Annotated in this window: 19 protein-coding genes, 1 tRNA gene and 1 pseudogene; 8 read left to right on the top strand and 13 right to left on the bottom strand. The window is 72.2% G+C overall.

Features of this window, described 5'->3' with window-relative positions:
* Positions 1-93 precede the first annotated feature (93 nt).
* From ACSNOA_RS25135 to ACSNOA_RS25125, 3 genes are all read left to right on the top strand, one after another.
* Positions 94-561 carry a peroxiredoxin gene (locus ACSNOA_RS25135; protein ID WP_436661950.1) on the top strand — a complete coding sequence of 156 codons (468 nt, stop codon included), beginning with the start codon at positions 94-96 and terminating at the stop codon, positions 559-561.
* Between the two features lie 86 nt (positions 562-647).
* Positions 648-722 (top strand) — tRNA-Val (locus ACSNOA_RS25130).
* Between the two features lie 274 nt (positions 723-996).
* Positions 997-1,440: a hypothetical protein gene (locus tag ACSNOA_RS25125; protein ID WP_436661948.1), complete on the top strand. Its 444-nt coding sequence runs from the start codon at positions 997-999 to the stop codon at positions 1,438-1,440.
* A gap of 185 nt (positions 1,441-1,625) precedes the next feature.
* Here the strand turns inward: ACSNOA_RS25125 and ACSNOA_RS25120 are convergent, their stop codons facing one another.
* Positions 1,626-2,123: a DUF1877 family protein gene (locus ACSNOA_RS25120; RefSeq protein ID WP_436661946.1), complete on the bottom strand. Its 498-nt coding sequence runs from the start codon at positions 2,121-2,123 to the stop codon at positions 1,626-1,628.
* A 101-nt stretch (positions 2,124-2,224) separates the two neighbouring features.
* Here ACSNOA_RS25120 and ACSNOA_RS25115 point away from each other — a divergent pair, with 101 nt between their 5' ends.
* Positions 2,225-2,395, top strand: coding sequence for a hypothetical protein (locus ACSNOA_RS25115; RefSeq protein WP_436661944.1), 171 nt, complete (start codon positions 2,225-2,227; stop codon positions 2,393-2,395).
* Here ACSNOA_RS25115 and deoC read toward each other — a convergent pair.
* Genes deoC through ACSNOA_RS25090 form a run of 5 tightly spaced genes read right to left on the bottom strand, consistent with a single transcriptional unit; the run spans position 2,392 to position 5,416 of the window.
* On the bottom strand, positions 2,392-3,156 hold the full coding sequence (gene deoC / locus ACSNOA_RS25110) for a deoxyribose-phosphate aldolase (RefSeq protein WP_436661942.1): 765 nt from the start codon (positions 3,154-3,156) through the stop codon (positions 2,392-2,394). The two genes, ACSNOA_RS25115 and deoC, sit on opposite strands and share 4 nt — an antisense overlap.
* Positions 3,153-3,860: a GntR family transcriptional regulator gene (locus tag ACSNOA_RS25105; RefSeq protein ID WP_436661940.1), complete on the bottom strand. Its 708-nt coding sequence runs from the start codon at positions 3,858-3,860 to the stop codon at positions 3,153-3,155. Before ACSNOA_RS25105 ends, deoC begins: the two co-directional genes overlap by 4 nt.
* 55 nt (positions 3,861-3,915) lie before the next feature.
* Positions 3,916-4,314, bottom strand: coding sequence for an arsenate reductase ArsC (locus ACSNOA_RS25100; protein WP_436661938.1), 399 nt, complete (start codon positions 4,312-4,314; stop codon positions 3,916-3,918).
* A complete protein-coding gene (locus ACSNOA_RS25095) occupies positions 4,311-5,048 on the bottom strand; it encodes an aquaporin (RefSeq protein WP_436661936.1) in 738 nt (245 codons plus the stop codon). The genes ACSNOA_RS25100 and ACSNOA_RS25095 overlap by 4 nt, the downstream gene beginning before the upstream one ends.
* The gene (locus ACSNOA_RS25090; protein WP_436661934.1) at positions 5,045-5,416 is read right to left on the bottom strand and encodes an ArsR/SmtB family transcription factor; all 372 of its coding nucleotides are present in this window, start codon (positions 5,414-5,416) and stop codon (positions 5,045-5,047) included. The genes ACSNOA_RS25095 and ACSNOA_RS25090 overlap by 4 nt, the downstream gene beginning before the upstream one ends.
* Before the next feature lie 98 nt (positions 5,417-5,514).
* On the opposite strand from ACSNOA_RS25090, the gene ACSNOA_RS25085 reads away from it, so the two are divergent.
* Positions 5,515-5,985: an ArsI/CadI family heavy metal resistance metalloenzyme gene (locus ACSNOA_RS25085; protein ID WP_436661932.1), complete on the top strand. Its 471-nt coding sequence runs from the start codon at positions 5,515-5,517 to the stop codon at positions 5,983-5,985.
* A 526-nt stretch (positions 5,986-6,511) separates the two neighbouring features.
* Here ACSNOA_RS25085 and ACSNOA_RS25080 read toward each other — a convergent pair.
* Positions 6,512-7,021: an N-acetyltransferase family protein gene (locus ACSNOA_RS25080; protein ID WP_436661930.1), complete on the bottom strand. Its 510-nt coding sequence runs from the start codon at positions 7,019-7,021 to the stop codon at positions 6,512-6,514.
* 523 nt (positions 7,022-7,544) lie between these two features.
* Here ACSNOA_RS25080 and ACSNOA_RS25075 point away from each other — a divergent pair.
* On the top strand, positions 7,545-8,297 hold the full coding sequence (locus tag ACSNOA_RS25075; protein WP_436661928.1) for an alpha/beta hydrolase: 753 nt from the start codon (positions 7,545-7,547) through the stop codon (positions 8,295-8,297).
* A 36-nt stretch (positions 8,298-8,333) separates the two neighbouring features.
* On the opposite strand, the gene ACSNOA_RS25070 is transcribed toward ACSNOA_RS25075, so the two are convergent.
* From ACSNOA_RS25070 to ACSNOA_RS25055, 4 genes are all read right to left on the bottom strand, one after another.
* Positions 8,334-8,975 (bottom strand): hypothetical protein, encoded by a 642-nt coding sequence (locus ACSNOA_RS25070; RefSeq protein ID WP_436661927.1) that lies wholly within the window; start codon positions 8,973-8,975, stop codon positions 8,334-8,336.
* Between the two features lie 72 nt (positions 8,976-9,047).
* The gene (locus ACSNOA_RS25065; protein WP_436661926.1) at positions 9,048-10,961 is read right to left on the bottom strand and encodes a transketolase; all 1,914 of its coding nucleotides are present in this window, start codon (positions 10,959-10,961) and stop codon (positions 9,048-9,050) included.
* Positions 10,962-11,113: 152 nt separating this feature from the next.
* Entirely contained in the window at positions 11,114-11,857 is a 744-nt protein-coding gene (locus ACSNOA_RS25060; RefSeq protein WP_436661925.1) for an SDR family oxidoreductase, read from the bottom strand.
* A gap of 104 nt (positions 11,858-11,961) precedes the next feature.
* Positions 11,962-12,567, bottom strand: coding sequence for a Pr6Pr family membrane protein (locus ACSNOA_RS25055; protein ID WP_436661923.1), 606 nt, complete (start codon positions 12,565-12,567; stop codon positions 11,962-11,964).
* Between ACSNOA_RS25055 and ACSNOA_RS25050 the strand changes: the two are divergent.
* Positions 12,543-13,424, top strand: a pseudogene (locus tag ACSNOA_RS25050) (phosphatidylglycerol lysyltransferase domain-containing protein); the annotation flags it as partial. The gene ACSNOA_RS25055 and the pseudogene ACSNOA_RS25050 overlap by 25 nt on opposite strands.
* A gap of 16 nt (positions 13,425-13,440) precedes the next feature.
* On the opposite strand, the gene ACSNOA_RS25045 reads toward ACSNOA_RS25050, so the two are convergent.
* Positions 13,441-14,721 (bottom strand): glycosyltransferase, encoded by a 1,281-nt coding sequence (locus ACSNOA_RS25045; protein WP_436661921.1) that lies wholly within the window; start codon positions 14,719-14,721, stop codon positions 13,441-13,443.
* A gap of 13 nt (positions 14,722-14,734) precedes the next feature.
* Positions 14,735-15,334: a dihydrofolate reductase family protein gene (locus ACSNOA_RS25040; RefSeq protein WP_436661920.1), complete on the bottom strand. Its 600-nt coding sequence runs from the start codon at positions 15,332-15,334 to the stop codon at positions 14,735-14,737.
* Positions 15,335-15,412: 78 nt separating this feature from the next.
* Here ACSNOA_RS25040 and ACSNOA_RS25035 point away from each other — a divergent pair, with 78 nt between their 5' ends.
* Positions 15,413-16,000, top strand: a complete 588-nt coding sequence (locus ACSNOA_RS25035; RefSeq protein WP_436661918.1) for a TetR/AcrR family transcriptional regulator — start codon at positions 15,413-15,415, stop codon at positions 15,998-16,000.
* Position 16,001 lies beyond the last annotated feature (1 nt).

Below are 16,001 nucleotides of genomic sequence, written 5' to 3'. Positions count from 1 at the left end.
GACAGGGGCGGCGGGCCGCCCGGTCGCCCGGCGGGACCACCGCCGGGTGTGGCACGCTGGTGCCGTCCCGACCCCCATCCGAGGAGCTTCCGCATGCCCATCGCGGTTGGCGCCGAGGCGCCCGACTTCGTGCTGAAGGACCAGAACAACCAGGAGGTCCGGCTCTCCGCCTTCCGGGGCCGCCGCACGGTGCTGCTGGTCTTCTACCCGCTCGCCTTCACCGGCATCTGCCAGGGTGAGCTGTGCGAGGTCCGGGACAACCTCGACGAGTACGTGAACGACGAGGTCCAGGTGCTGACCGTCAGCGTCGACTCGGTCTACAGCCACAAGGTGTGGGCCGACCGCGAGGGCTACCAGTTCCCCATGCTCGCCGACTTCTGGCCGCACGGCGCTGTCGCCCAGGCGTACGGCGTCTTCAACGAGGTCGCCGGAGTCGCCAACCGGGGCACCTTCGTGATCGACAAGGCCGGCGTGGTCCGGTTCGCCGAGATGAACATGCCGGGGGAGGCCCGCGACCAGCAGGGCTGGCGCAAGGCGCTGGCCGAGGCCGCGGCAGCCTGAACCCGCTGACCGGCCACGCCGTGCGCCCGGGCCGGAGGCGAGCAGGGTAAGCTTGCCAGCCACCGGCCCGCCGTACGGGGGCGTCCGGGCGCGTAGCTCAGTGGGAGAGCACTCGCCTTACAAGCGAGGGGTCGCAGGTTCGAAACCTGCCGCGCCCACCACATTCGACCAGGTAAAACCCGCCCGATCTCAGGATCTCTTCCTGATCGGGCGGGTGCCTGACATCTACCGCTGACATCAACGAGTTGAGCCGAACGCCTCGCCCAACTTCCGCAGTGCCTCTGTCTGCTCGGTCAGCCCGCTGTGCTCGTAGATCCTCATCGTGAGGATCTGTCAAACGAACGGAGACCTCTCTGTTGCCGACGACTTGACACAGAGAGGTGCCGTTCGTCTTACAGTCCCGGGACCAGCCAGCGGTGGCCGTAGGCTTCGAGCATGAGCCGGAGCCTCACTGGGATTGCCGCCGAGCTGGAGGCGCTCACGCTGCTCGACTTCGACCCCATGAACATCAACGCCGACGGCGCTGGCCGGCTACAGGCGATCTGTGCCGAGCTGATCGAGCGGGACGACCCGGAACGGTGGGCACCGCTGCTTTACTCACTCATGGAGCGCCTCGACGCCGCGGACATGGGCAGCCCAGGCCCGATCGTGCACGCTTTGGAGGCATGGAGCGGCTACCCTCCGTTGCTCGCCGAATCGTTGCGCCGCAAGCCGACCCCGTTGACCGTCTGGATGGCCAACCGCCGACTCAACACCGGCTCTTCCGACGCCCCCGAGTGGTTTGAGCTGCTGCGACTGGCGGCCGGGCATTCGGCGGCGTCGCCCGAGGCCCAAGCAGACGCGCGAGACTTCCTCGAACACCAAGCCAGCCGCCTGTAGCGCCGGAAGGCGACAGCATCCACGGCCGGGCTCGACAGGACAGCCGGCTGCCGGCGATGTCGGGTCTCAGGACCTGCGTGACAGATCAGTCTCGGGACGTGGGTGACACGTCCGGCTAGACGATCTTGTGTGAGAGTAGTCCGCTGGGGGTCGAGCGGCTAGCCTTCCTGCGCCGCGCTGCTGGCCTAATACCAGAAGGCTTTGATCACGGCGTCTCCCGCTCGCGCTGCCCCCCGGTAGAAGGTGCGCAGGGCGTCGTGATGGCCGAGGTAGATCTTCCTGGCCGCGTTCTCGTCCTCCCACCCGATGTACGGCGTGGAGAGCATCATTCCTGCTATGCGCCAGCGTTCGTCGAACGAAAGGGTCTGAAGGAAGTCTGCGGTTCTGTGCACTTCGGCCGGGTCGAGGAGAACGAACGGTGGTTGGTCTTCTGCGGGGCTGTGTATGTGGCGCCCGCCGAAGATCGGCAGGTTGTTGGCCGGGTTTGTGCCGTCGCTGTGGTCCAGGCCCATGGTGTAGAGCTCGTGGACGTTGCCGAAGTCCTTGTCGATGGAATGGGCGACGCCAGCTGCGTACTCCTTCTGGTGCGCCTCCCAGGCGGTAGACATGAAGTCAAGCAGCGACGAGAAGTCCTCCGGGACCTCGTTGGTGGCGGTGGCCCGCAGGTGCATATGGAAGCTCACCGAACTGCTACTCCTTGCCTTGTCAGCTGCGTGAGACCGGCGCGGCTGCTCTGTCCGCTGTCCGTCGCGGAGGCTCTGGTTCACCGGCTTTGAATCTAGCGATGGCCTTGGTGGTGGATCGAGGGGACTTGGGCGACGAGCTGGTCGCCGTCGTAGACACGGAAGGTGGTGTCGAAGGCCTCGACGGTGCGGGTTGCTCCGGCGTGGGCGTTGCCGACGTGGATGCGTTGGCCGGCGATGACGAGGGTTCCTCGGCAGTAGCCGTCACCTAGTACGTACCTGCCGGCTCTGCGTGCTGCGTGACGAGCGGGGTGCCGTGCCGCAGGCGGTGCTCCAGGTCGTCGAGAATCGTGGCGGTCGCGGTGGCGCCGAACCTGGTCACGCCGAGGTCGGCCATCGCGAGGAGCACGTCCAGTGTGCGGACCCCGCCGGCTGCCTTGACCTGGACCGCTGGCGACACCGAGGCGCGCATGAGGCGCAGATCCGTCATCGTGGCTCCGCCGTCGGCGAAGCCTGTGGACGTTTTGACGAAGGCGGCGCCCGCGCGTTCGGCGGCCTGGCAGCCGGCCACCTTCTCCTCGTCGGTGAGGTAGGCGTTCTCGAGGATCACCTTCACGGGAACGCGGGCCGCGGCGGTGACGACCGTCCGAATGTCGTTCTCGACGAACGCTACGTCTCCGGATCGTAGCCGTCCGATGTTCAGCACCATGTCGATCTCGGCCGCGCCCTGTTCGATCGCCAGGCGGGTCTCGGCCACCTTCACGGGCGTGGCGGTGCTGCCGTGCGGGAAGCCCACAACGGTCCCTACAAGAACTCCTGTGTCGCCGAGGCGAGCCACGGCGACGGGCACGTCACACGGCCGGACGCACACGGAGGCGACCCGGTAGCGGGCCGCAAGGTCGCATCCGGCTTCGATGTCGTCGGTGGTCAGCTGTGGCCGCAACAGCGAGTGGTCGATCATCTTGGCGACTTCAGCAACGGTACGCATGGTTCCTTCCATCTCCGTTCGCTCGCTGAGAAGGGCAGAGGTCACGACTGGTCGACGTCGAAGAGCACGTCGAGGCCGTACCGGTTGCCGGCGTATCGGCTCTCGGTGCGTTCCAGGGGATGCCCGTGCTGATCGTCGATGAGACGCCGCTCGACGAGTACGGGCGATGCGAGCGGAACCTGGAGCAGATTCGCGTCGTCGCTGGTTGCGCAATCAGCGGTGACGGTGGCTCGGCCACTGGAGGGGACGCGGCCCAGGCGTACCAGTGCCGCGTGCATCGACGCGGTGAGGTCGGCCTTCAGCAGGGCGGACAGTGCGGCCGTGAAGACGGCCGTCTCGACGGCGATGGGCGTTCCGTCGGCGAGCCTCACCCGGCGTACCTCGATCACGCCGTTCCGGCCGGGCCGCAACTCGGCATTCTCCGAGGCTGTGGCCGCGCGCGTCTTCGTACTGATCAGTCGTGACGTTGCTGCCTTACCCTCCCGCCGCATCTGTTCGGTGAAGCGGACGAGGCTGTCCGCGCGGCGATTCGGCTGCGGGGGTGCCACGAATGCGCCGCGCCCGGATTCGCGATAGACCAGACCGGCGTTGACGAGCCGCGTCACCGCCCCCCGCGCCGTCATTCGGCTCACCCCGAACTCGATGGCCAGCTGCGACTCCGATGTCACGGGTGCATGCGGTGCCAGGTCGCGGATGCGCTGCCGCAACGCCTGCTCGATGGCCTGGTAGCGGGGCACGGCGTGGGGCACGAGACCAGTATGGCTGTATATACAGGAGCCGACGTGTGACAGACGGCGGCGCCTTTCACGACAGTTCGGCCACCAGCGCGCTCACCCGACTCTTGATGTCGTCGCGGATCTCGCGGACGACGTCGAGCGGTTGTCCGGCGGGGTCGGTGAGCTTCCAGTCCTCGTAGCGTTTTCCTGGGAAGACCGGGCAGGCATCGCCGCAGCCCATGGTGACGATGACGTCGCTGGTCTCGGCGGCGTCCCAGGTGAGGCGTACGGGCGTGTGGTCGGTGATGTCGATGCCGACCTCGCGCATCGCCTGGACGGCGACGGGGTTGATCCGGTCGGCGGGCTCGCTGCCGGCGGAGCGCACGTCGATGGTGTCGCCGGCGAGGTGGCGGAGCCAGCCGGCGGCCATCTGGGAGCGCCCGGCGTTGTGGACGCAGACGAACAGGACGCTGGGCTTGCCGCTCATCGCGCTTCGGTCTCCTCGGCTAGCTGGGGCAGAAGGACGGCGTCGGCGGCGCGCTCGGCATGGGGGTACCAGGCGGCGAGGGCGGCGACGGCGACCAGGCCGCCGACGAGTTGGGCGGCCACGAAGCCGGGCACCGAGGTGGGGGCGATGCCGGCGAAGGTGTCGGTGAAGGTCCGGCCGATGGTGACGGCGGGGTTGGCGAACGAGGTGGACGACGTGAACCAGTAGGCCGCACCGATGTAGGCGCCGACGGCGGCCGGGGCCGCAGAGGAGCGGCCGGTGCGGGCGAGGGCGAAGACGAGGACGACCAGACCGGCGGTGGCGACGATCTCGGCGAGCCACAGGTGCCCGCCCGTGCGGCGGGTGTGTGACCAGGCGACGGCGGGAAGGTCGAACATGAGGTTCGCCAGCACGGATCCGGCGACCGCGCCGGCTGTCTGGGCGGCGCAGTAGGCGGCGAGGTCGGCGCTGGTGAGGCCGGTGCCTGCGGGGCGGCCGAGCCACCAGTCGACGGCGGACACGACGGGATTGAAGTGCGCGCCGGACACCGGCCCGAACGTCAGGATCAGCGCGCCGAGCGCCAGCGCGGTGGCGATCGCGTTCTCCAGGAGTTGGAGGCCGACGTCGCCGGGGGAGAGCCGGGCGGCGGCGATCCCCGACCCGACCACGGCGGCGACGAGCAGCGCGGTGCCGGCGAACTCGGCCGACGCACGGCGGGCGAGGGCGCGGCTCACTCGCTGCCGCTGGCCGTCGCGGCGGGCAGGTCGAGCAGCGCGCCGAGCTGACGGAACGCCTCCGGCCTGACCCTGTACCACACCCACGTGCCGCGTCGTTCGGAGTCGACCAGGCCGGCCTCGCGCAGCACCTTGAGATGGTGGGAGATGGTCGGCCCGGACAGGTCGAACGCCGGGGTCAGGTCGCACACGCACATCTCCGGCACCGAGGCGATCATCGACATCAGACGCAGCCGGACGGGGTCTCCGAGTGCCTTGAACATCGGCGCGACCACCGCGGCCTGCTCGGCGTCCATCGGGCGCACCGCGAGCGGCGCACAACAGGCCACCGCTTGGAGGTCCACGACCGGCAGAGCTTGTTTCGACATTTCTCTAGCTTGACAGACATCAAAACAGGGTGCAACGCTGGGTGCTGCTTCGAAAACCATCTAGACAGGGCCTCGCCCGTCCCAGCAGGAGGTATCCCATGTCCCGTGTCCAGCTCGCCCTGCGCGTGGCCGACCTCGAAGGCTCGGTCGCCTTCTACGCCAAGCTGTTCGGCGTCGACCCGGCCAAGCGCCGCCCCGGGTACGCGAACTTCGCCGTCGAGAACCCGCCCCTGAAGCTCGTGCTCATCGAGGGTGAGGCCGGCCAGCCCACCGTGATGGACCACCTGGGCGTGGAGGTGTCCAGCACCGAGGACGTCGACGCCGCCACCCGGCGCCTCACCGCATCCGGCCTCGTCACGCTCGAGGAGAACGACACCGAGTGCTGCTACGCCCTCCAGGACAAGGTCTGGGTGCACGGCCCCGGCAACGAGCCCTGGGAGGTCTACACCGTCAAGGCCGACGCCGACACCCTCACCAAGACCACCGACGGCGAGTGCCGCTGCGGCGAACCGACCGACGCCGAGGCGGAGAGGGAGCCGGCGACCAGCGGAGCCTCGCGCTGCTGCTGAACGGGGAGACGTCGTACACGCCGACACAGCGAGAAATTCGTGTGCCACCAGGCCGGCCCGGCGCTAGCGTTCCTCACCGTGGACGTGGGGTTCGGTAAGCCGCCGGGCCGGCGCGACGGGATTCCCGTCATCTCCGAGCCCCGGCCGGAGCTGACGTGGGGCGTGTTCGGGCGGGTCGCCGCCGGGCGAAGCGCGGTCTTCTGGCCGGGGGGCCCGGTGGACCGGGCGCATCGCCGCCCTCGGCCGCGCCGGAGGAAGAGGACGCCAGGGCCGGACGAGTGCGCCGACCTGAGGCGCTCCGAGACCCTCGCCTCCCTGCGTCGGCCGTTGTGGAAGGGCCGGGCCGGCCGTTCTTCGGGGCTACCGGACCGGACGACGCGGGTGCAGCCGAGCTGGCCGGAGTCACCGCTGGTGAACGGCCTCCGAACGCGACGCCGAAACGCAGCGGAGAGCATCGCCGCCCGGCGAACCCGCCGATGGCCGGTCACCGCCCGGCGCAACCGTTCCGCGGTGGTGGGGCTACCGGTCAGGCGACGACGGGGCTGCGGCGTTCGATGAGGGTCACGTCACGCCACGTGCCGTGGTGGCGGCCGATGCGCTGACGGGTGCCGACCGTACGGAACCCGCAGGCGGCGTGCAGCGCGAGGCTGGCGGTGTTCTCGGGGAAGACGCCGGACTGGATGGTCCAGATGCCGGCCCGCTCGGTCGAGGTGATGAGGGCGCCGAGGAGCGCGCGGCCGATTCCCCGGCCGCCCGCGGCCGGGTGCACGTAGACGGAGTGCTCGACGACGCCGGCGTAGACGCACCGGTCCGACACGGCCGAGCAGGCGATCCAGCCGAGGACGCGGCCGGCCGGGTCGACGGCGGTCCAGCGGTGGTCCGGCAGCCGCGTGGCGGTGAAGTGCTCCCAGGTCGGTGGTTCGGTCTCGAAGGTGGCGTTGCCGGTGGCGATGCCGAGCCGGTAGATCTCCAGGACGGCCTCGGCGTGCTCGTCGCCCATTGCGGTGATCGTGACGCCGGCAGGGATGGTCGTCATGGGCGTACGGTCTCCTTCGCCGGCGGGCGTACGGCGGCCGCGTCGGGGGCGGCCGGCAAGGGGAGCAGGGTCTGTCTCGACACGGATCCACCTTGACAGACGATGCCCGTGCCCATGGGCGTGGACGCCGCCGTTGCCTGCGGTCCCCAGATCGTCCCTGCTCACCACGCTGGTTCCGTCCTGGCTCGCCCCCGCACGATCGTCGCGGTGCGTGAGGTAACGACGAGTCACCGCGGCCGGACCCGGCCGTACACCCTTCTTGATGCTTTGCTCTGCACCCGCCGATGCACCACCGCATTGAGCTGCCGCGACAGGATCGGGGCTGCGAGCCGGCGGAAGACGCGCCGTAACGCCGGGTGACCGGTGCGTATATGGGTGCAGAGCAAAGGGGGCGAAGGGGGGTGGCGGCGGAGCCGGCGAGGCGACTCAGCGTGACGAGAGCCGACCGTGAGTCGGTGCCAGCACGGAGCGGTCGTGCCGTTTCCCGATTGGCAGGAGCCGGGCCGGTCGGCAGAATCCGATCATGGGAGACACGCCGAGCTTTCTCCGCCCCTTCGTCCTGACCCCGCCCGAGTGTCACCACGAGCGGGACGGAAACGTCGACTGGTACGTCCCGGACGGCGACGAGCCGCGGCCCGCCGTGGTCCTCGTCCACGGCGGGCCTCTTCCTCCCGACCTCCAGCCCGGGCCGCGTGACTGGCCCGTCTACCGCGGCTACGGCAAGCTGCTCGCCTCGCTCGGCCTGGTCGCGGTCGCCGTCGAGCACCGGTTGCGCGTCGTCGACGGCCCGGACGGTCCGGTCTTCGACTACCCCCTCGCCGCACTGGACGTCACCTCGGCCGTGGACCGGGTGCGCGCCGACCCCCGCGTCGACGGTGAGCACCTCGCCCTCTGGTTCTTCTCCGGCGGCGGAATGCTGAGCAGTCCGTGGCTCCGCGAGGCCCCCGCCTGGTTGCGTACGGTCGCGTTGACCTACCCGGTCCTCGCGCCGCTGCCGGGCTGGCGGGTCGACCCGCTGTTCGCAGCGGCCACGGCGCTCGCCGAGGCGGCTGCCCCCGTACCGCCGCTGCTGCTCACGAGGGTCGGCCGCGAGCGGGACGAGGTGGCCGCGACGGTCACGGCGTTCCTCGACACGGCGGCCGAGAGCGACGTGCCGGTGGAGGTGCTCGACGTGCCGGACGGGCAGCACGGCTTCGACATGCTCGACCACACCGAGCAGTCCCGGCGGGCGGTCGAACGGGCGGCCACCCGGGTGGCGGCGCTACTGGCCCGGTGACGCCCCCAGGCGCGGGTCCCGGGACCGGTCAGCGGGTCACCGCCGTCCGGGCGCACGGCACAGCACGTCGTACGCGTACTGCCAGGGCTTCGTGGCCATCAGCGAGGACGTCCGACGCGACGTCCCGTCCGCCGTCCGGACCGACACGACGACCGGCACCGGCTCGTTCGGCACCCCGTCGGCGCAACTGAACGTCAGCCGTACGGTGAACGGCCGGGTGCCCGGACGCACGACGTCCGACCTGAGCGAACGGAGGGTCAGAGGCCCGTGCGCGACCCGGAGGTCGGTCAGCTCCACCGGCAGGGGACCGGAGTTAACCACCAGGATGGACGACGTGACCTCGGCGAGCGGCCCACTGCCGCCGCCACCGGTCATCTGCCCCTCACCCACGACCTGCAGCGACACGGTCGACTCGTCGGCCAGACGATCGTGCCGCACCGTCCACCAGCGGGTGGCCACGCCGCCCGCGACCGCCGCGGGGACGAGCAGGACCACGACCAGCGGCAGCGGTATTCGTCGCGACCGCCACCGTCGCCAGCTGGCCCGCAGCCGAGCGGGAAGAGCCGGTGGCGCCGGTTGACCCGGGCGCGTGGCATCGAGGTCGATGAGCGGGCCGTCGCCGTCGCTCGACCGCCCGTCGACCGGCTCGACCCTCTGCCGCCCACCACCGTCGCGCACGCCGAGCACGGTACCGGCGTGCCGCCCGTCCCGGCGGCCCGGCCAGACGGAAGCGCCTCGTGGGCGGGCGGGTCAGCCGCGCACGAGGTACCGGGCCGCGGACGCGATGTGGTCGCCGTCGATGCCCGCCCAGGCGAGCTGTTCCTTGCTCGACCCGGAGCCCGGCATCCCGCGTACGGCGAGGTGGACGACCGACGGCATGGCCCGCCCGTCCGCGACGAGGCTGTCCTTGACGGCGGAGCCGAGACCGCCCTCGGCGCGGTGGTCCTCGGCCACGACGATCCGCCCGGTGTCCGCCGCGGCCGCGGCGATCGTCGCGTCGTCGATCGGCTTGACGGAGTAGCAGTCGACGACGCGGGCCCGGATCCCCTCGCCGGCCAGCGCGTCGGCGGCCGCGAGGCAGGCGTGCAGGGTGACGCCGGCGCCGATGAGCGTCACCTCGTCCTGGTCGGACGAGCGCAGCACCTTCGACCCACCGACCGGGAAGCTCTCCCCGTCCGGGTAGAGCACCGGGTACTTGCCCCGGGTGGTGCGCAGGTAGCTGATCCCGGGCAGGACGGCCGCCGCCTCGGTGAGGGCGACCGTGCTCGTGGCGTCGCTCGGGTACAGCACCGTCGAGCCGTCCACGGCGCGCATCATGGCGAGATCCTCGAGCCCCATCTGGGACGGCCCGTCCGGGCCGATCTCCACGCCGGCGTGCGAGCCGACCAGGCACATGTCGACGCCGGAGACGGCGCCCATGCGGATGAAGTCGTACGCCCGGGTCAGGAACGCGGCGAAGGTGGACGCGAACGGGCGGTAGCCGCGCACCGCGAGGCCCGTCGCGGCGGCGATCATCTGCTGCTCGGCGATGAACATCTCGAAGTACCGGTCCGGGTGGGCACGGGCGAACTCGAACGCGTACGTCGAGTTGCTGACCTCCCCGTCGAGCGCGACCACACCCGGGTTGCGTGCCCCGAGAGCGACCAGCGCGTCCCCGTACGCCTTGCGGGTCGGCACCTTCTCACCCAGGTCGTACCGGGCCGGCGTCGGCGGTTCCGTCGGCTGGGTGGTGACGGGCCGGGCCGCCGGGTCGCTCGTGGGACTGGAACCGTCGGCCGTGAACGGCTCGGGCCGCGGCCCGCGTACGGTCAGGTGGCGCTCGCCGCCGAGCTCGCGAACCGCCCGCTCGGCCATGTCCGGCGGGAACGGCTTGCCGTGCCAGTCGTTGCTGTCCTCCACCTCGGAGAACCCGCGCCCCTTCACGGTGCGGGCCAGGATCACCGTGGGTCGCTCGTCGCCCGGGTCCCCGACCGTGGCCATGGCGTCGTCGATGGCCGCCAGGTCGTGGCCGTCGACGACGAGCACGCGGGCGCCGAACGCCTCGGCCCGGCGGGCGTACACGTCGACGTTCCAGCCCAGGTCGGTGGGCCCGCGCTGGCCGAGCCGGTTGACGTCGACCATGGTCACCAGGTTGGCGAGGCGGTAGTAGGACGCCTTGTCGAGCGCCTCCCAGATGGAGCCCTCGGCCATCTCGCTGTCACCGCAGAGCACCCACACCCGGTAGGGCTGCCGGTCGAGGTACTTTCCGGCGAGCGCGACCCCGACGCCGTCGGGCAGCCCCTGGCCCAGCGAGCCGGTGGCCACGTCGACCCAGGGCAGCGCCGGCGTGGGGTGGCCCTGGAGGCGCTGCCCGAACCGGCGGTAGCCCTGCATCAGCTCGTCGTCGGAGATCACACCGACCGCCTTGAACAGCGCGTACAGCAGGGGGGAGGCGTGCCCCTTCGACAGGATCAGGTGGTCGTTCGCGGACGATCGGGGGTCGTCCCAGTCGTATCGGAGATGCCTCGTGGCGAGTACGGCGAACAGGTCGGCCGCGGACATGCCGGACGTCGGATGCCCGGACCCGGCACTGGTGCTGGACCGGATCGAATCCACCCGTAGCTGCGCCGCCAGTTCGGCGGCGGTCCCGAGGTCGAGGGTGGCGGTGGGCGCGGTGAGCGTCACGATGCCTCCTGTTGCTGCGCGAACCCGATGCTGCCGCCGCGCTTACCCCCGAAGAACCCGATCAGACGTCGCCGTCCGCCGGGGCACGCTCGTGGTACCGGGGGATGCTGGTCGGGGCGCGCCGGGTCGACCGGCGCGCCCCGGCGTCGTGGTCAGCTCGTGAAGCCACCGTCCACGTTGATCACCGCGCCGGTCACGTACGCGGCCTCCGGCGCGGCCAGGTGCGCGACGGTCGCCGCGATGTCGGCGGGCCGAGCGTAGCGGCCGAGTGCCGTGAAACCGGCGATCGCCGCTGCGTTCGGGCCGTCGGCCGGGTTCGCGTCGGTGTCGGTCGGGCCCGGGTTCACCACGTTGACGGTGATGCCCCGCGGTCCCAGCTCCCGGGCCAGGCCGCGGGTCAGGCCCGCGAGGGCGGTCTTGCTCATCGCGTACGCCGCGAGCCCCGGGAAGACGGCCCGTTCGCCGACGTTGCTGCCGATGCTGATGATCCGCCCGCCGTCGCCGAGGTGCCGGGCCGCCGCCTGCGCGGCGACGTACGGCGCCCGGACGTTCACGGCGATCGTCTGTTCCAGCGCGTCGGTGCCGAGGTCGTCGATTCCGCCGACGAGGAACACGGCCGCGTTGTTCACGAGGATGTCCAGCCGGCCCAGCACGAGGGCCGTCCGGTCGACCGCGTGGCGGACGGCGTCCGGGTCGGCGTTGTCCGCCTGCACGGCGAGGGCCCGCCGGCCCAGCGCCTGGATCTGCTTCACCACGGTCGCGGCCTGGTCCGCGCTCTCCCGGTAGGTGAGCGCCACGTCCGCGCCGTCCTGCGCGAGGCGCAGCGCGATGCCCGCGCCGATGCCTCGCGCGCCGCCGGTGACCAGGGCGACCTTTCCGTCAAGTGTCGTCGTCATGCAACGATCATCGAGTCGCGGACGGCGTCGGTCTGGCGGCCATCGGACCGCGCGTTCCCCGCCCAACGCGAGGTCCGATCACCGCCAGCCGCACGGCGCCGTGATCACGAAGGTTGGGCGGGGCGGGGGCGGGACAGGCGCGTCGCGGCCAGGCCGAGCAGGAGCACGACGGCCGCGAACACCAAAGCGTTCGCCACGACCGTGGGACAGCCCAGCCGGGGCACGTCGAGGAACGGGTAGAGGTAGCGGTCGTCGGCCCGACTGAAAAGGGCGCCGCGGACCAGGACCGCCGCGAGCCAGACCAGCGGATAGGCGAGTAGGCCGACCGCGTACGCCCACGGGAGCGGCCGCCGCGGGCGGCGGGTGAGCCACTCGGCGGCGGCCAGCGGCGGCGCCACCGCGTGCAGCAGCAGGTTGCCGGCGTCGGACACCGGCCCCCGCGCGTCGGCGGTCGCCGCCATCGTGTAGCCGCTCCACGGGTTCGCGAGCACCAGCACGAACACCAGGCCGGTGACCACGAGGTAGATCGTGAGCGCGGTCCGCAGCCGGTCGCCACCGCCCGACAGCAGCACGGCGAGGTAGGCCAGGTCCACCTGGACGGTGAAATAGAGCAGCAGCTCCAGCGGCTCGTCCCAGGCCGCCACGAACGCCAACGTCAGCCCGACCGCGAGCACCACGACGGTGCTTGCCCGCAGGACCCGGCCGGTCACGGGGCGGACGCTACCATCGGCGCATCGACGGACGCCACGACGACGAACTGCGCCGGGTACGGGCGATCCTGGCCACCGACGCCGACCGGGAGCCGGACGCCGAACTCGCGCTCCTCGGCGACAAGCGGTTCCGGTTCTCGGCCTCCGGCGACAGCTTCCTCATGTACGGGGTGTGTGGCCGGTCGTGGATCGTCTTCGGCCAGCCGGTCGGGCCGCCCGCGGAGTGGCCCGACCTGCTGCGCGACTTCTGCGCGGCGGCGCGCCGCGCCGGCCGCCGGCCGGCCGTCTACCACGTGGGCGAGGCGCTCCTGCCGCCGCTGCGCCAGGCCGGCCTGGCCGCGCACCCGATGGGCCGGTCGGCGAGCGTGCCGCTGGCCGACTTCACGCTGGCCGGCCCCGCGCGGGGCAGGTTGCGCCGCAACTGGTGGGGGGCGGCCCGCCGGGGGGACCTCTCGTTCGCCGTGGCGCCCGGCGGGGACCTCGTCGAGGAGCTGCGTCCCGTCTCCGACGCCTGGCTGGCCGGGCGCCGGGACATGGGCTTCTCGCTGGGCGGTTTCGAGGCCGCCCACGTGGCCCGGCTGCCGGTCGCCGTGGTGCGGCAGCGGGGCCGGGCCGTCGCGTTCGCGGCGCTGCTGAGCACGCCGCACCGCTGGGGCGTGGACCTGATGCGGTACCGGCCGGACGCGCCGCGCGCGGTGATGGACCACCTCCTCGTGGAGGTGCTGCACGAGGCGCGCGACCGCGGGCTGCGCAGCGTCGAGCTGGGCCTCGCCCCGCTGGCCGGGCTGACCGGCGCCGACCCGCTGTGCTGGCTGGGCCGCGCGGTGTACGCGTACGGGGAGCGGTGGTACGGGTTCCGCGGGCTGCACCGGTTCAAGGCGAAGTTCGACCCGGTCTGGTCACCCCGTTACGTGGCCGCGCCACGCCAGTGGCACCTTCCGCTGGTCCTCGCCCAGGTGGGCCGGCTGTCGACGCGCCCGACACCGCCGTGTAGATCGCCAGCAGCTCCGTGAGGTAGCGCTCGCCGGTCCACGCGGCGGCGCCGGCCCGCCCCTCGGCGACCACCCGCCCGCGCAGGTCCGCGTCCGTGAGCAGCCGGACGAGCAACGTGCCGAACGCGTCCGGTGTGGCGGCGGCGAGGGGGCGGCGGGTTCCCGTGCCCGGTCGCCCGGCGAGCCCGCCGTCCACCATGGCCACCGGCAGCCCGTACGCCTCGGCCTCCGCGAGCACGAGCCCCTGGGTGTCGGTGGTCGACGCGAACGCGAGCACGTCCGCCACGCGGTAGTACGCGCCGACCCGGTCGCGTGGAACCGGGCGCAGCGGGTGCAGCGCGTCGGCGACGCCGAGCCGGCACGCGGACCGGCGCAGGGGCCGCCCGCTGCCCCGGACGCCGAGCAGCACCAGGCGGGCGGCCGGCAGCGCGCGCCGTGCCCGGGCGAACGCCGCGAGCAGCAGCTCCGGATCCTTCTCGGCCGACGCGCGGCCCACGGCGAGCAGCACCGGCGCGTCGGCCGGGATGCCGAGCCGGGCCCGCAGGCGCCGACGGTCGTCGGCGTCGGGGGCCGGTGGCGCGACCGGTGTGGGCAGCACCGCGATCGGGGTACGCCCGGCCATCGGCGCCATCGCCGTCGCGGTCTTCGGCGACGGGGCGAGCAGCACGTCCATGTGCGCGAGCAGGCACCGGCCCAGCTCCGCGAGCCGGGCCTGCCGGCCCGCACCGGGACGGGCCAGCGCCCACAGGTCCCGCGCCCCCCAGCGCAGCCCGAGCCGCAGCCCGGCGTACGCGGCCCCGATCGGCACCTCGGGGTAGTGCGCCGCGTACGCGATGAGGTCGGTGTGCCAGGTGAACACGACGGGCAGGTTGCGGGCGGCCGCGTACCGCAGGCCGGCGACGCCGACGGGACCGGTGGTGTGTACGTGCACCACGTCCACGGCGGCGTCCGGGAGGCGGGGCAGGGCCAGCCGGTACGGCCGGGTCGGCACCGGGACCGAGGGCAGCTCGCCCGGCCGCCGCCGACATCGCGGGACGGGGCCGGGCGCGTGCAGCGTGACGGAGTGGCCGGCGGCACGCAGCAGCGCCACGGTGGTGCCCACGGAGGTGGCCACGCCCTCGATGTTGGCGAGGTGGCTGTCGCTGACGTGCGCGATCCTCACCCGGCCATCATCGTCACCCGTCGCTACCCGGGTCGCCCTCCGGTCGGGCGTACCGCAGGATCACCAGTCCACTGTCGAACGGTCGCGCCTCCACCAGGGTGAAGCGCCGCGGGTCGAAGTCCCGGGTGACGAGCGGGATGCCACTGCCGGCCACGATCGGGTTCAGCTTGACGATCAGCTCGTCGACCTCGGGCAGGAGGTGACCGGCGAGCTGCCCGCCGCCGGCAAGCCAGATGTCCTTGCCGTCCTGCCGCTTCAGGGCGCGGACGAACGTGACCGGGTCGTCGGGAACGATCTCGACCTCCGGTTCCGCGGCGGGGGGCAGGGTGCGGGAGAAGACGTACTGCCGGAGGTGGGCGTAGGGGCTGGTGACGCCGACGGCGAGCCCGGGCTCGTAGGTGCCCCGGCCCATCACCACGGCGTCGAACCGGCCCTCCGGCCGGTCGATGCCGACCTGGGCGTGGGCGAAGGTGGGAAACGTCTGGGGGTACGTGGCGACCATGTGGGCCAGGACGTCGGGCTCGGGCATGAGCGGGAAGAAGTCGAACGACCCGTCGGGCGCGGCGATGAAGCCGTCGAGGGTGCTGGCCACGTAGTAGACGAGCTTGCGCAAGCGGGATCTCCCTGCAATCACTACTGATGTCGTGGTTCAAAGTACAACAGCTGTCGTGGTTTTGCTAGGGTCTTTCTCGTGGCACGGAACCCTGAACGGCGGGCGGCCCTCGCCGACGCGGGCCTGCGCGTGCTGGCCGCCACCGGGGCGCGGGGCCTCACCCACCGCGCGGTGGACGCGGAGGCCGGCGTGCCGGTCGGCACCGCCTCCAACTACTTCCGCTCCCGCGACGCCCTGCTCGGCGCGCTCGGCGAGCGGATCATGGAACGGTTCGCGCCGGACGAGGAGGTCCTTGCCGCGCTCGCCGGCCGGGAGCCCTCGCTGGAGCTGGTCACCGACTACGTCCGCTACGTCGTCGCGCGCACCACCCGGCAACCCGAGCTGACCCGGGCGCTGTTCGAGCTGCGCATCGAGGCGGTACGCCGGCCCGACCTGGCCCGGATCCTCGAGGACACGCTGCGCCGGGGCTTCCGCGACGACGTGACGTTCCACGTGGCGGCCGGGCTGCCGGGTGGCGCCTTCGAGGTGGCTCTGCTGCACTACGCGGTGGACGGGCTCCTGCTCGACCTGCTGACCACCTCGGTCGACGCCGGGTTCGACGCCGACGAGGTGGTGTCCGCGTTCGTGTCCCGCCTGGTCGCCGTCGCGCCATCGGGCGGGGCCTGAC

It is taken from the genome of Micromonospora sp. URMC 103, from assembly GCF_051386435.1.
In the GTDB taxonomy this organism is placed as follows: Bacteria; Actinomycetota; Actinomycetes; order Mycobacteriales; family Micromonosporaceae; genus Micromonospora.
Note: the sequence above shows the minus strand (reverse complement) of the source record. Positions and strands in the feature narration are given on the sequence as shown.

Bases quoted from the DNA above. Each gene is read 5' to 3' on its own strand.
- ACSNOA_RS25135 (WP_436661950.1), top strand. From the start codon at position 94: ATGCCCATCGCGGTTGGCGCCGAGGCGCCCGACTTCGTGCTGAAGGAC.
- ACSNOA_RS25060 (WP_436661925.1), bottom strand. From the start codon at position 11,857: ATGACGACGACACTTGACGGAAAGGTCGCCCTGGTCACCGGCGGCGCG.
- ACSNOA_RS25085 (WP_436661932.1), top strand. From the start codon at position 5,515: ATGTCCCGTGTCCAGCTCGCCCTGCGCGTGGCCGACCTCGAAGGCTCG.
- ACSNOA_RS25080 (WP_436661930.1), bottom strand. From the start codon at position 7,021: ATGACGACCATCCCTGCCGGCGTCACGATCACCGCAATGGGCGACGAG.
- ACSNOA_RS25075 (WP_436661928.1), top strand. From the start codon at position 7,545: ATGGGAGACACGCCGAGCTTTCTCCGCCCCTTCGTCCTGACCCCGCCC.
- ACSNOA_RS25115 (WP_436661944.1), top strand. From the start codon at position 2,225: ATGGCCTTGGTGGTGGATCGAGGGGACTTGGGCGACGAGCTGGTCGCC.
- ACSNOA_RS25125 (WP_436661948.1), top strand. From the start codon at position 997: ATGAGCCGGAGCCTCACTGGGATTGCCGCCGAGCTGGAGGCGCTCACG.
- ACSNOA_RS25100 (WP_436661938.1), bottom strand. From the start codon at position 4,314: ATGAGCGGCAAGCCCAGCGTCCTGTTCGTCTGCGTCCACAACGCCGGG.
- ACSNOA_RS25090 (WP_436661934.1), bottom strand. From the start codon at position 5,416: ATGTCGAAACAAGCTCTGCCGGTCGTGGACCTCCAAGCGGTGGCCTGT.